Source organism: Dyella acidisoli, assembly GCF_030160295.1.
Lineage (GTDB): Bacteria > Pseudomonadota > Gammaproteobacteria > Xanthomonadales > Rhodanobacteraceae > Dyella_B > Dyella_B acidisoli.
Genome location: NZ_BSOB01000002.1, coordinates 16704 through 30455, shown reverse-complemented (window position 1 = coordinate 30455; position 13752 = coordinate 16704). Strand labels below are relative to the sequence as shown.

The following is a 13752-nucleotide window of genomic DNA, read 5'->3' as shown; positions in this document are numbered from 1 at the left end:
GCGTTGCCTTAGTTAGATGGCGCGCAACTCGCGCCCTTCTGGCGTCACCCGCAGCACCGAACCTTGCTCATACCAATCGCCCAGCACGATGCGTTCGGCGGTTTGGCCATCCAATTCGAAACGATGGATGGCGGGACGATGCGTGTGCCCGTGGATCAGATGCGTCACGCCCGCATGGCGCATGGCTTGCGCTACGGCATCGGCATTGACGTCCATCAGGGTTTCCATAGTGCTGCTGGTGTGGCTGCGACTTTCGGCGCGGGCTTTCGCGGCCAACGCGCGGCGTGCGTCCAGTGGCATCGACAGCACCTGTGCCCTCCATTCCGGCGAACGCACTTGGCGGCGGAACTGCTGATATGCCACGTCGTCGGTGCAGAGCACGTCGCCATGCATCAGCAAAGTGGGCGTGCCGTAGAGATCGTGCACTGTTCCGTCTTCGATCAATGCGAGGCCCGCGCGCGCGGCATACGCTTCACCGAGTAGGAAGTCACGATTGCCTACGATGAAATACACCGGCACGCCCGCATCGCGCACCGCATGGGTGGCGCGTGCAATGCGTTGCGGCAGCTCCGCATCGTCATCATCGCCAACCCATGCTTCGACCAGATCGCCAAGGATGTACAGCGCATCGGCCCTGCGTACTTCGTCGCTGGCCAGATAATGTTCGAACAGCGTGGTGATGTGCGGGCGGCTATCGTCGAGGTGCAGGTCCGAGATGAAGAGCGTGCTCATTTCGACTTGCGTGGCGCAGTGGCGACAGGCTTTGCGGCGGAGGCTGGCGCGGCGGGCGCTTCTTCACCTTCGATGTTCACGCTTTGGATCACCACCAGCGGGTTGGGCACGTCGGCAGCGAAGGGGCCTTGTGCACGCGTAGGCAGGCTGGCCATCTTGTCGACCACTTCCATGCCTTTGACCACTTTGCCGAAGACGGTGTAGCCCCAGGTGAGGCCATTCTGGTTGCCGACATAGTCGAGGCGGCGATCGTCCACCAGGTTGATGAAGAACTGCGATGTGCCGGAATTGGGGTCCGCACCGCGCGCAACCGCAACGGTGCCGCGCAGATTGGAAAGGCCATTGTCTGCTTCGCTGGCTACGGGCGAATGCGTGCGACGTGGCTGCAGTTCCGCTGTGTAGAGGCCGCCTTGGATGAGGTAGCCGGGAATTACGCGGTGGAAGACGGTGCCGGCATAGAAGCCTTCATGCGCGTAGCGCAGGAAGTTCGCGACACTCTTGGGTGATTTGTCCGCGTACAGCTCCAGCGTGATGTCACCTTGGGAGGTATGCAGGATCACCGTGGGATTGGCCGCTGCCGGCGCAGTGGGTGCGGCGGCTGGCTTGGTGGTCTGCGCAACGGCGAGCGGAGCGATGAGGAAGAGGGCGGTCAGCAGGTACTTTGGCATGATGAGGGAGCGGTACGGCTGAAATATCCGCGCATCATACGCGGGTGGAGCCTGCTTATGGCTGATTGGTGCCGACACGCCTCTCTCCCTTTGAGAGAGGGGCTTCATCACTCGGTCCCGATCGACAACGTCAAACCCAGCTCCGCCATCGGCGTGATTTCCTGCTCCAGGTCGGCCTGGGTCAGCGGATGTTGCTCCAGCCACGCCGCCGGCAGGCGCAATCCAAGGCGTTGTGCGGTTGTGCTGAGGCGCAGCGGCGGCATGGATTCCGGCCTGCGCGCGCGGCGTAACAGCACGGCCAGCCGCAGCAGCGCGGTGATGTGCTTGGCCAGTTGGCGGTAGCGTTGCGGTAAGGCTGCGAAGGTGGTTTTGTCGGGTTTGCGTCGATGCGCCTGCACGATGGCCGCTAGCAGATGCTGTTCCTGCTTGGAGAAGCCGGCCAAGTCCGCATTGCGCATGATATAGGCGCCGTGTTGGTGATACTGGCTGTGTGCGATGGCCAGGCCGATTTCGTGCACGCGCGTGGCCCACGACAGCCACTCGCGCGCTTCGCCATCCAGCTTCCAGCTCGGGGCGGCTTGGTCGAACAGCGCTAGTGCGGTGGATTCCACGCGGCGCGCCTGTGCGCGGTCCACGCCGTAGCGGTTGGCCAATGCATCGATGCTGGATGTGCGTGGATCGGTGCCGCCGGCGCGGCCGATCAGATCCCACAGCAGGCCTTCGCGCATCGAACTCTCGCACACGCGCAGGCGTTCGATGCCGAGTGCGGCGAACGCCGCTTCGAAGATCACTAGGGCGCCTGCAAACACCGGCGCGCGCTCGTCCGACAGGCCTGGCAGCTTAAGCGTGGTGATCTGACCCTGTTCGAGCAGCGCATCGCGCAACATGGCCAGCGATGTGGGGGTAACGCCATGATCGGAAAGCTTCATGGCTTGCACCACGGCGCCGATCGCCTTGGCGCTGCCAGAGGAGCCGAAGGCATCTGTCCAGCCGGCTTCCAGGTATTCCTCCGAGAACTGTTGCAGTAACACGCCGATCTCGCCGCGTGCCTTCTGCCAGCGCTTGCGTGTGAGCTTGCCGCCGGGAAAGAAGCGCTGCGTGGTGGCGATGCAGCCGACCTGCACGCTTTCGGTATGCAGCGGCGCCAGGCCACGGCCGATGATGAATTCGGTACTGCCGCCGCCAATGTCGATCACCAGGCGCGGCTCGCGCGAGGTGGGCAGATCGTGCGATACGCCGAGAAAGATCAGGCGGCCTTCCTCGCGGCCTGAGACGACTTCCACCGGATTGCCAAGCGCTGCTTCTGCGGCGGTGAGGAACGCCTGCGGCGATGCAAGGCGACGCACCGTGTTGGTGGCCACGGCACGGACGCGAGCGGTGGGAATGCCAGCGATGCGTTGTCCGAAGCGGGCCAGGCAGTTCAGTGCGCGGGCGCGATGCTCTGCATCGAGGGTGCCATCGGCGCGCAAGCCAGCGGCCATGCGTACGGTTTCGCGCAGACGGTCGATCACGCGCGGTTCGCCGTGCTCCATGCGCGCTACCACCATGTGGAAACTGTTTGAGCCGATGTCGACGGCGGCCATGAGCTCGCCATCCTTGATCTGCATCTGGTCACCGAGGCTCACGCGGGACTCCTGTTCGAACTGCGGGGATTCTCGCATGGATAGCTACATCATCAACCCTGCGCGTTGAGTCGGGACTCATCCCAACCTACTCACTGTCACGGAGCGTGGAAGGAGTGGACATGCGCGTGGGCGCAACTGCCGACGCGCTGCACAGCTTCACCAGCAAGGCCTCCTGCGCCGAATGCGGCTTGTCGTCACCCGGCGTGGCGCGCGTGTACTGCCCGTTGCCGTCCAGCAACCAGGCCTGTGTGTTATCGGCGAGATAGTTGGCCAGTGTTTCCTCGTAGACGCGCTCAGCCAATTGCGGATCGAGAATCGGAAACGCAACTTCGATACGCCGCATCAAGTTGCGCTCCATCCAGTCCGCACTGGCGCAGTAGATTTCCGGCGCGCCATCGTTCGCAAACCAGTACACGCGGCTGTGTTCAAGGAAGCGGCCGACGATCGAGCGCACGCGAATGCGTTCGGACACGCCCGGTAATCCGGGCCGCAAGGTGCAGGCGCCGCGCACGATCAAGTCGATCTCCACGCCAGCCTGCGCCGCGGCGTACAGGGCTTCGATCACGTGCGACTCGTTCATCGCGTTGAGCTTGGCGACGATGCGTGCGGGCTTGCCGTCGCGTGCGTGCGCGGTTTCGCGTTCGATTTTCTCCACCACGCTTTTGTACAGCGTGAAGGGCGAATGCAGCAGTCGCTTGAGATTGATCACCGGGCCCAGGCCGGAGAGTTGCTGGAAGATCTTGTGCAGGTCTTCGCCGATTTCTGGATTGGCCGTCATCAGGCCGATGTCGGTGTAGAGACGGCTGTTGGTCTGGTGATAGTTGCCGGTGGAAAGATGCACGTAGCGCCGCAGGTGGCCGTTCTCGCGCCGCACGATCAGCATCATCTTGGCGTGCGTCTTGAAGCCCACCACGCCGTACACCACTTGCACGCCGGCTTCCTGCAGGCGCGTGGCGAAGCGGATGTTGGCTTCCTCGTCGAACCGCGCGCGCAGCTCGATCACCACGGTGACGTCCTTGCCGTTGCGCGCCGCTTCCACCAGCAGATCCACCAATGGCGTGTCTTTGCCGGCGCGGTAAAGGGTTTGCTTGATCGCCAGTACGTCCGGGTCCTGCACGGTTTCGCGCAGCAGATCCACGACCGCGTTGAACGATTCGTAGGGATGATGCAGCAGGATGTCGCGCTGGCCGAGTACTTCGAAAATCTTGCGGCCAGTGCTCAGTGCAGCGGGCAGGGCAGAGGTGAAACGCGGGAACTTCAATACCGGCCGATCGAGTTCGTCATAGACCAGTCCGGCGCGGATGATGTTGACCGGACCGTTGCATCGGTAGACGTCGGTTTCTTCCAGCTCGAAATTGCTGATAAGCATCGATACGATCGATTGCGGGCAATCGGCACCGATCTCCAGCCGCACTGGACGTGCATAGCCGCGGCCATGCAGCTCTTCTGCCAGTGCCCGTGCAAGATTTTCGACTTCTTCCTCTTCCACGATCAGCTCGCTGTTGCGAGTGACGCGGAACTGATACGAGCCGGCCACCTTGAAGCCGGGGAACATCATGTCGACGAACGCCTGCAGCAGCTCAGCCAGGAACACATAGTGATCCCCCGAGCCACTGACTTCGTTCGGAATGCGGATGATACGCGGCAACGAGCGCGGTGCGCGCACTAGCGCCATATGACCTTCGTGGCCGAATGCGTCGCGGCCTTGCAGCACTACCGCGATGTTCAACGTCTTGTTGAGGATGCGCGGGAAAGGATGCGCGGGATCCAGGCCCAGCGGCGAGAGTACCGGCAGCACTTCGTTTTCGAAGTAGCCGTGCAGCCAGCGGCGCTGGCGCGGCGTCCATTGCTTGCGAGTGAGAAAGTGGATGTCCTCCGCGACTAGCGCAGGGCCGAGCTCGTCCTGCCAGGTGGTGTACTGCGCGCTTACCAAGTCGAGCACCCGCTCGCGGATGCGCGCCAGCAGCTCGCCGGAAGAAATACCGTCGGGCCCGGGCGCTGCGGAGCCGAACTGGTGATGATGTTTGAGCATCGCCACACGCACCTCGAAGAATTCGTCGAGGTTGTTTGCCACGATGCTCAGGTAACGCAGGCGTTCCAGCAGCGGAATGCTGGTATCGCGCGCTTGTGCGAGGACCCGGAAATTGAATTCGAGAGTGGCCAGCTCGCGGCTCAGGAACAGCTCGGGCTGGGAGGTTTCGTTGTTGACGACGGGTTGGGTAGCTTGACGGCGCGGCATCCGCACATTCTTACTCATGAACAGCGCCGCGCATATGCTGTTTGTAAGAAGGCGTTCAACGTTTTGTAATGCGCGATGCGTGATCGCCTGTTCCCTTTGGGCCTGGTTAGCGTCTCGCCTCAGCTGGGTATTTCGTGGGTTGGACCATTGCCTGCGGCGCTTCCGGTCGCGAAGCGACCGGGTCACTTTTCTTTGCTGGCCCAAAGAAAAGTAACCCAAAGAAATGGCCTAAACGGCTCACAGCATGCGGAAGGGAAAAGCCTGAACGTGTATGGCTAGATAGGTGGTTGGTCGCCCATGGTTCGACGCCCCCGCTATACCGCGAGGCGTCGAAGCGCTGAGGACTTAAAGCAGATCGGGCAGATCTCAGCCAAGCTCAACCTGCGGAGGGCGCGCTTTAAGCCCGCAATGCTTCGACGCCTCGCGTTATAGCGGGGTGGTGGAAGCTTGGCCCGCCAACGATCAAAGCAAGGCGACATCCTTCAGGCTTGTAACCCATGCAATGCTGTGAGCTCTTCAGGCCATTTCTTTGGGTTACTTTTCTTTGGCCAGCAAAGAAAAGTGACTCGGGCACTTTAGGGTCCGAAAGCGCCGCAGGCAATGGCGAAACTCGCGACATGCCGACCTGAAGTTCGTGTAGGTTGGGGCTACAACCCCAACATTGCCATGCACACATGCATCGCGATGTTGGGGTTTACACCCCACCCTACAAAAAAGCCCCCTCGCGAAGGAGAGGGCTTTGGCTTGCAGACGATCGAATCGCCGAGATTACTTTGTACGCAGCGGCGAAACGATGTTATTGAACTGCGTAACGTTCGTAGCCGTGCTCGAAATCGTGATGTCGCGCGGCACCCAACCCGACGTGAAGACCGACACGTTGTGCGCAACAAACCACGCGGCGCCGTTGTAGTTGATCGTGTTGCCGACAAGCTGCACATTGCTGGTGACGCCGCCGATGTCCACGCCGAACAGGTAGTTCTCCGTAAGCGTACTGTTCGTGATCGCCACGCCATTGGGGCTGTTGGCGAACACACCGTAACCTTTATTGTTCTCGGACGTGACCTTGTTCACCGTCAGGTCCGACACGTAGTCGTGAATTTCCAGGCCATTGCCGGCATTGTTCGCCAGCATGGTGTTCTCCAGTCGTATGTGTTGCGTGGTGCCTTGTGTCATCGGCTCGATGTCGATGCCAGCTTGCGGTGCGGTGCCGTTGGAGCCTGTGAAAGTGCTGTTCACCACGTACACCTAGGTGGCCGGTGCAATGGTCAGGGCCTGGCGGCGGTTGTTGTCGGAGGTGACGCGGTTGAGCGTTACGTTAGTCGACAGTACGGCTGACGTGCCCGAGCCGATCGCGCCGATCAGGATGCCGTCACCCCAGGAGTCGGCGAGCTTGATGTCGTGCACGTAGACGTTGCTTGAGCCGGAGACGCTGATGTCATAACCCCACTCGCCGCTGGTGCCCTGATGCGTGCTGCGCTCCCCGATGACGTGGCCGCCAACGATCTCGACGTTGTTCACGTTCCACACCTTCACCACCCAGTAGCGGCTGGCGTTGTTTGGAATAGCCTGCAGATATGCATTGCCCCACATCGACAGGCGCACATGCGAGCGCAGATTGATGGCCTTGAGTGCGTTGATCATGTATGTGCCGTCCGGCACCACGACCGTACCGCCACTGGCGGGCAGGGCATTGATGGCCGCTTGGAATGCAGCGGTGTCGTCCGTCGCGCCGTTACCCATGGCGCCAAAGTTGCGGACATTGAGTACGGTGGGGCCGATCGAAATGGTCGGCGTTGCCGTCCACCAGTTGGTGGCGGATGCAGGCATCGCTGCGCCAGCCAGGGCCAAAGACGCTGCGATGACCGTCAAAAATCTGTCGCGCGAAGTGAGACCGAAACGGCGTAAACGGCCGGGAATGGGAACGACCTTCCCCTGCGCACCTTTCGGCGCGGACTTGATGTTCATGAATTGCCCCCTGATTTTATGTGTACAGCATGTTTTTTACTGCGAGGCTAAGATTCGTCATCCACCTGTGAAAGCGAAAATGTGAAATGATGTTTTCGCTCACAGTATGTAGACATTGTCTTCACGATTTACATGCATCTGCGAAGCAGTTCCTACCTAAAGATTCCCTGATCTGTCGTCGATAACCTCATCGAGTCACGCATGAGGCGACTTCTCGTGAATCCATCAGACGAAAAGATTTTGTCTGCCGTGCTGGAAGCATCCACACAGGCACCTGTCTCTGCCGTGCGCGAAGACGCGACAAGAACACCTACGGTTCTTGTCGTCGACGACGAGCCAAACATTCTGTCCGCGCTCAGGCGTCTGCTGGCCACGGCATCCTATCGAGTCCTTACGGCGGCGAGCGGTGCCGCTGCACTGGATGTGCTCGGTGCCAACGAGGTGGACCTGATCATTTCCGATATGCGCATGCCGGGCATGTCCGGCGCGGATCTGCTGTCGCAAGCGCAGGCGCTCTATCCGGAAACCATGCGCATTCTGCTCACCGGCTATTCGGAACTCGAATCGGTGGTGCGAGCGATCAATGAAGGAGGGGTTTACCGTTATCTGAGCAAACCCTGGGATGAGCACGATCTGCTTCTCACCATCAAGCAGGCGCTCGAGCAGCAACGGCTGCGCAAGGAGACGGCCAGGCTGTTGATTCTTACGCAACAGCAGAACGAGCAGCTTGCCTGCTTCAATACCGCGCTTGAAGCGAAGGTAAAAGCAAGGACCGAGGAAATCCGGCAAACCGTGATGTTCCTGGAAGATGCCCAGAAGGATCTGAAGCGCAACTTCATGACCATGGTGCAAGTTGGCGCCAGCATGATCGAGCTGCGTTGCGGTGCGATCGGCGGCGAATCCCATCGCGTTGGTCAATTGGCGAAGCAACTGGCGCTCGCACTCGGCTTGGATGGTCTCGACGCGCAAGATCTCTATTTTGCCGGGTTATTACACGGCGTTGGCAAGCTGTCTCTGCCTGACGATTTGCTGCACCAGTCCGTCGATCGGATGACGCCAGCGGAAAGTCATCTCTATCACCAGCACCCGCTGCGCGCGCAAATGCTGCTTACACCCGTTGCCCAGCTTACCCATGTGGCGCACATCATTCGGCATCAGTACGAGCGCTTTAACGGACGGGGTACGCCGGATGGTCTGCTTGGTGAACACATTCCCATCGGTTCGCGGATTCTTGCTGTGGTGCGTGATTACGAAGGACTGCAAAGCGGAGCGCTGGCGAGAGAGCGCATGCTGCCAGAGCAGGCGGTCGAGCTTATTAAGCTGCAGGCCAATCTGCGCTACGACCCTCGGGTAGTTGAGCATTTCCTTGCATTGCTAAAAGACTCATCCAAGTTGGATGGTGCGATGCCTTATGTACAGATTGCCGGTGCGCAACTGGCCGCTGGCATGCACCTGGCCGATGATCTGCGTACCCGCCGTGGCGTGCTGCTCATGACGAAAGGGAGCGTAGTGTCCGACTACCAGGTTGCGATTGTCCGGCGTTACGAGGCGCAGGAAGAAACACCGCTCACCATTCTGGTCCAGGCTCCACCAGAAGATTCCGATTGCGTTGCGCAAGCCGTGTGAGTGTTGGTTAGGGGTACTCATGAACGGAACGTACAGCCCTTCGCTCGTTGCGCTCTCTCTCGCTATTGCAACGCTGGCGTCCTATACAGCACTGGATTTGAGCAGCCTTATTTCGCTGATCGGCAAGCCACGCTTGCGACTTGGATGGCTGGCTGCGGGCGCGGCTTCCATGGGCATCGGCATCTGGGCCATGCACTTCATCGGCATGCTCGCTTTTTCCCTGTCCGTTCCGCTGGGGTACGACTTTCGCGAGACGTTCCTTTCGCTGGCCATTGCCATGTTCGTCTCCTACTTTGCACTCAATGCGGTCACGCGACCCGTATTGAAGCCGGAAAGACTCGCTGCAGGCGGCGTGCTGATGGGGCTTGGCATCGCCGGCATGCACTATGTGGGCATGACGGCTTTGCAGATGGACCCACCGATCGATTATGACCCGTTGCTGTTCATCGCTTCGGTTGCCATCGCCATCGTGACCTCGACCATCGCACTTTGGTTGGCGCATCGGCTCAGCATGGAAGACAAGTCGCACGTCATCATGAAGCGTATCGGTGCGGCCAGCGTCATGGGCATTGCCATCGCCGGCATGCATTACACAGGCATGGCGTCTGCACACTTTCAGGTCAATGCCATTTGCACCACTGTCAATGGCATCCGTGGGCCGTGGCTGGGTGGCACCATCGCAGTGGTTACTGCCACCATTCTGAGTGCCACGCTCGTCGTGTCCCGCTTTGATGCGCGTACTGCTTTTCTGCGCGGCATGAACGACACACTTGAAGAACAAGTCAGAAAACGAACGGGTGAGCTCGAAGGGGCGCTACGCCAATACGAGCAGACGACGCGTGTCCTCGAGCAGACACGCCGACGGATGGAGGAGGAGATCGAACAACGCAAGGCGACTCTGTATCGACTCATTATCGAGAAGGAAGAGCAGCACCGGTTGATTCACATGCTGGAAGAAGCTGGCAAGCAACTTCTTCAATCTGAAAAATTGGCATCGATCGGCCAGCTGGCAGCAGGCGTGGCGCATGAAATCAACAATCCGATCAGCTTTGTCAACGCCAATCTCAACACCTTGAAGAGCTGGGTCAGACAGCTGCTGGCAGTGATCGTCGCGCAAGAAGCGGCCACCGGCGTGCCTGCTGCGGACATGCTCAGGCCGGTTGCAAAGATAGCGGTCGATCTCGATCTCGACTATGTGCGCAACGACATCATGATGCTTATCGATGAATCAATCGAAGGAGCGATGCGTGTGCGCCAGATCGTGCGCGACTTGCGCGACTTCTCCAGGCCTAGTGGTGACGAATGGGCGTTGTCAGATCTGCACGCGGGATTGGAGAGCACGCTGAACGTTGTGCACAATGAGATCAAATATAAAGCGAATATCGTACGTGATTACGGAGAGCTACCGCCCATCGAATGCAATGCAGCCCAACTCAACCAGGTTTTCATGAATCTTCTGGTGAACGCCGCGCAAGCCATCAAGGGCCAGGGCACGATTACTGTCAAAACGGCATGCTGGGGTGATATCGCAACGGTCTCCATTGCCGACACCGGCGCCGGTATCGCCGAAGATGTCATGAGAAGGATTTTCGATCCCTTCTTTACCACCAAGCCGATCGGGCAAGGCACGGGATTGGGCCTGTCGATTTCTCACGGCATCATCGAGCATCACCGCGGACGCATTGATGTCGAAAGTCGACCCGGCCACGGAACGACGTTCACGGTGATGATTCCGGTCAGGCGCGGCGAACGAGCGGCGTAAGTTGGGGTGAAGTGGTCAGGGGGAAGGACCTTGCCGAGTGGGCGGAGAAAGAGGCGTCGTCTTGGCCGCAACGTAAATTACGCCTGTGGCGAGCGGGTTTGGATGAGGTCCCGGACAAGCTAGCGTCTTCCCTATATTGGGTTTTGTCCCTGCCTACGATTAACATCTCAGCTACGCGATTAGGCGGAATCGATCGGGACAACCCAAGAAGACGTTAGGGAAGGGAGAGGGGCATGGTAGTAAGCACGCGGGCAAGCGCAGTCGATCCGGGACGCTGGTTCCGGCGCTTCGGCGCGAGCGCAGGTGCCCGCCGCCGCTTGATCTGCTTCCACCACGCAGGCGGTGGTCCCTCGCTGTTCTGGGAGTGGCCCAAGCATGTTGCGCCCCATACCGAAGTGTGGGCAGTGGCGATTCCCGGTCGAGAAACACGCGTCGCCGAACGGCCGCTCTATCGGCTGGACACGCTGGCCATGATGCTGGTCGATGCGATGCCGCTGGACCTGCCATTCGCCTTCTTCGGCCATAGCTTGGGCGGCGTGACCGCCTTCGAAGTGGCGCGACAGTTGCACGAACGCCGCTTGCCTCTGCCGCAGCGGCTCTTTGTATCGGCGTGCCCAGCGCCGCAACTGTGCCGGCGGGAAAAATCACGTGCCACCCTGAGCGATGCCGAACTGTTGCGAACACTGGACAGTTTTGCCGCCACGCCAAAAGAGATCCTCGGACATCCCGAATACCTGCAGATGGTGCTGTCGGTCCTGCGCGCGGACTTCAATCTCATCGACAGCTACGTGGTACCGGAAGGCAGCGCGTTCCAACTCCCGATCACTGCTTATGCCGGTACCACCGATACACATATCACACCGACACGCATACTGGCCTGGGAGCGCTGGGCGATGCCTGGTTTTACCTGCCGCAGCTTCGAAGGCGACCATTTCTACCTCAATCATCAGCGCACGGTGCTGATCGGCGACTTGATAGCGCGTTGGAGCCAAGATGAAGCACAGAAAGTGGCCAGGGGTCATGCATGAATGATTTTGCCAGTGAACGAAGCGAAGGCGACGATCGCGCTGGCGTTGAGCCCTTCGCTATCCGGTGTGGTAGCGATGCTTGTTGCTGAAGTGGCGTGAAATTTCCTGCGTGCCGTCGCTATATCGCTACCTCAACACGGATGGAAATGAGGAGCGGCGTGATGGCATTGGGCTCGTGCATGTTGATTCGCTGAACGTCAAACTGCTTAAGAGTCATTGATCTTGACGCCTGCACGAAGCCGCTCACCGCGGCCGCAGCAAGTACGACGGTTAGCACACCTGCGTAGATCATTAAGAGGCGCTGGCCATTTGATTTCATAGAGTTTGCTCCTGGGTCACTGCTCGAAATTGAGGTTTATCGGCGCAGAAGGGAAAACAGGGCGTCCGATACCGGTCAACGGTACTTCTTTGCCCACCACTTCGAGCTTGAAGTCGTCGGCCAGTACTTGACCCTTGTTACCTTCAAGCAGGAACCCGAAGGCGATGGCGTTCGCGTTGGCCGGCACGTCCAGCACGATTTCATAACGCTGCCAATCCAAGGTGCCGCGTAAGGGGCGCGAATCCATGTTGTCGAAACCTACGACACCCGTTGATCCGTCGATACGCATCCACATGGCTGCGCTGATGACATCCTGCGTGCGCAGAAAACCAGACAGACGCACACGCTTGCCGATGTAGGCATCCGCGCTGATGCTCTGCATGAGCGTGCCAAAGCCATTGCTGCTTGATTTTGCGCGTAGGAAGGCATTGCGATCGCCAGGGTGGCGATCACCCGCTTGGGTGCCTACGTCATAAGCTTCGCGTGCGGTGCCGGCGACGATCCAACCCTTTGGTATGGATGCATGGACCTGGCAGGTCAGCAGGAGAGCGACCAGGATGAGGGGCAGGCGTTTGATCATGGGGTTTCCTTGGTGTTTGCTGCGGCCAGAAGGGCGTAGGCACGTTCGTTGTTGCTCAGCAAATAAGCAGTAACCGGCGAACCTGACGGTTCGACGTCCATGTGCAGCAGATAGTTTTGAGTGAGACGGTTACTTGGTACTGGCGCAGGAGGTGGCGTGGCGCGATAAAGGGTCAGGCAGATAAAGACACTTGCGGCCATCGCCAGACCAAGCCACGGCCATACGAGCCTGAAGCGACGTTTCCGGGCAACGTGTTCGGTTGCCATCAGCACGCGGGCATTCAAACGGCCAGGCGCTACTTCGCGAGCATTCTGGTGATATAGCGCGACCAGCTCATCCAATATTTCGTCGTTCATAGCCAGGGCTCCAAGGCATCACGCAGGCGCTGTTGTGCGTAGCGCAGTCGGCTCTTGACGGTTTCGTACGATACGCCGGTTGCCTCGGCGATTTCCTTCAAAGCCAGGCCGCCCTCGGCTTTCATTAGAAAGGCCTCCCGTTGTGGCAGCGGTAGTTTGCCAACGGCATCGAGCAGCGCCTGGCCCAACGAATCGTTGTGTGCCTGCCCCTCGGGTGAAAGCGAGGTGGTAGGCATCTCTTGCTCCATGTGCTCCGTCGCCGTTTGATCGGCCGGGTGCACTCCATCAGGCGCGTGGCGGCCGAGTACTCGCCAGCGATCGGCTGCACGCCGATGCGCGATGGCAAACAACCACGAAGCAAACGACGCACCAGACGAATAACCGCTCTTGCCTCGCACCACAGCCAGCCACACCTCTTGAAACACTTCCTCCGCTTCGTCTTGGCGTGTCGCCAGTCGGAGCGTGTAGCGATAAAGCTTGTCTCGATAGCGCACATAGAGCGCATGGAAAGCGCGGTCGTCGCCATCCTGGTACGCACGCATGCACGCCTCATCCGTCAATGAGCTTAGCTGCGATCGGGAGGGCGACGCCTTATCGCGTGCGAGCCATGGCCACTGCACATGCAGAAAACCGATCGCGTCGATGCAACTGGGAGGCCAGGTATATGTCAGGGCATCGTTACCGGGCATGGGTCCTTCCTCGTCGGGTTTGTAGACGTATTCGCCGGAATCTACCGGATGGGGTTAAATGATGGCCACAAAAAAAGACCAGCGAAGAAACCTTCGCTGGTTCACCAACAGGTGGATTACCGGGGATTCAACTCGATCTGAACGCCACCGCGTGGCGCTCGCC

At 59.7% G+C, this 13752-nt stretch carries 13 protein-coding genes; 3 read left to right on the top strand and 10 right to left on the bottom strand.

Annotated features, from left to right (window positions below):
• Positions 1-12: 12 nt before the first annotated feature.
• From lpxH to QQJ86_RS00495, 6 genes are all read right to left on the bottom strand, one after another.
• Positions 13-732 (bottom strand): UDP-2,3-diacylglucosamine diphosphatase, encoded by a 720-nt coding sequence (gene lpxH / locus QQJ86_RS00520; RefSeq protein WP_284318931.1) that lies wholly within the window; start codon positions 730-732, stop codon positions 13-15.
• The gene (locus QQJ86_RS00515; RefSeq protein WP_284318947.1) at positions 729-1400 is read right to left on the bottom strand and encodes a peptidylprolyl isomerase; all 672 of its coding nucleotides are present in this window, start codon (positions 1398-1400) and stop codon (positions 729-731) included. Before QQJ86_RS00515 ends, lpxH begins: the two co-directional genes overlap by 4 nt.
• A 107-nt stretch (positions 1401-1507) precedes the next feature.
• Positions 1508-3007, bottom strand: coding sequence for a Ppx/GppA phosphatase family protein (locus QQJ86_RS00510; RefSeq protein WP_423372992.1), 1500 nt, complete (start codon positions 3005-3007; stop codon positions 1508-1510).
• A gap of 103 nt (positions 3008-3110) precedes the next feature.
• A complete protein-coding gene (gene ppk1 / locus QQJ86_RS00505) occupies positions 3111-5264 on the bottom strand; it encodes a polyphosphate kinase 1 (RefSeq protein ID WP_284318946.1) in 2154 nt (717 codons plus the stop codon).
• A 768-nt stretch (positions 5265-6032) separates the two neighbouring features.
• On the bottom strand, positions 6033-6500 hold the full coding sequence (locus tag QQJ86_RS00500; RefSeq protein WP_284318929.1) for a right-handed parallel beta-helix repeat-containing protein: 468 nt from the start codon (positions 6498-6500) through the stop codon (positions 6033-6035).
• A gap of 9 nt (positions 6501-6509) precedes the next feature.
• Complete coding sequence (locus QQJ86_RS00495) at positions 6510-7229, bottom strand: glycosyl hydrolase family 28-related protein (protein ID WP_284318928.1); 720 nt, start codon at positions 7227-7229, stop codon at positions 6510-6512.
• A gap of 201 nt (positions 7230-7430) precedes the next feature.
• On the opposite strand from QQJ86_RS00495, the gene nosR reads away from it, so the two are divergent.
• The 3 genes from nosR to QQJ86_RS00480 all read left to right on the top strand — a co-directional run bounded on the left by nosR (position 7431) and on the right by QQJ86_RS00480 (position 11645).
• Positions 7431-8855: a response regulator c-di-GMP phosphodiesterase, NosR family gene (gene nosR, locus QQJ86_RS00490; protein WP_284318927.1), complete on the top strand. Its 1425-nt coding sequence runs from the start codon at positions 7431-7433 to the stop codon at positions 8853-8855.
• Positions 8856-8874: 19 nt separating this feature from the next.
• Positions 8875-10617, top strand: coding sequence for a histidine kinase (locus QQJ86_RS00485; protein WP_284318926.1), 1743 nt, complete (start codon positions 8875-8877; stop codon positions 10615-10617).
• Positions 10618-10850: 233 nt separating this feature from the next.
• A complete protein-coding gene (locus QQJ86_RS00480; RefSeq protein WP_284318925.1) occupies positions 10851-11645 on the top strand; it encodes a thioesterase II family protein in 795 nt (264 codons plus the stop codon).
• Positions 11646-11763: 118 nt separating this feature from the next.
• Here the strand turns inward: QQJ86_RS00480 and QQJ86_RS00475 are convergent, their stop codons facing one another.
• The 4 genes from QQJ86_RS00475 to QQJ86_RS00460 are packed head-to-tail and all read right to left on the bottom strand — an operon-like array spanning position 11764 to position 13589.
• The gene (locus QQJ86_RS00475) at positions 11764-11964 is read right to left on the bottom strand and encodes a hypothetical protein (RefSeq protein ID WP_284318924.1); all 201 of its coding nucleotides are present in this window, start codon (positions 11962-11964) and stop codon (positions 11764-11766) included.
• Positions 11965-11980: 16 nt separating this feature from the next.
• Positions 11981-12544 carry a hypothetical protein gene (locus tag QQJ86_RS00470; RefSeq protein WP_284318923.1) on the bottom strand — a complete coding sequence of 188 codons (564 nt, stop codon included), beginning with the start codon at positions 12542-12544 and terminating at the stop codon, positions 11981-11983.
• On the bottom strand, positions 12541-12900 hold the full coding sequence (locus tag QQJ86_RS00465; protein ID WP_284318922.1) for a hypothetical protein: 360 nt from the start codon (positions 12898-12900) through the stop codon (positions 12541-12543). The genes QQJ86_RS00470 and QQJ86_RS00465 overlap by 4 nt, the downstream gene beginning before the upstream one ends.
• On the bottom strand, positions 12897-13589 hold the full coding sequence (locus QQJ86_RS00460; protein WP_284318921.1) for a sigma-70 family RNA polymerase sigma factor: 693 nt from the start codon (positions 13587-13589) through the stop codon (positions 12897-12899). The genes QQJ86_RS00465 and QQJ86_RS00460 overlap by 4 nt, the downstream gene beginning before the upstream one ends.
• Positions 13590-13752 lie beyond the last annotated feature (163 nt).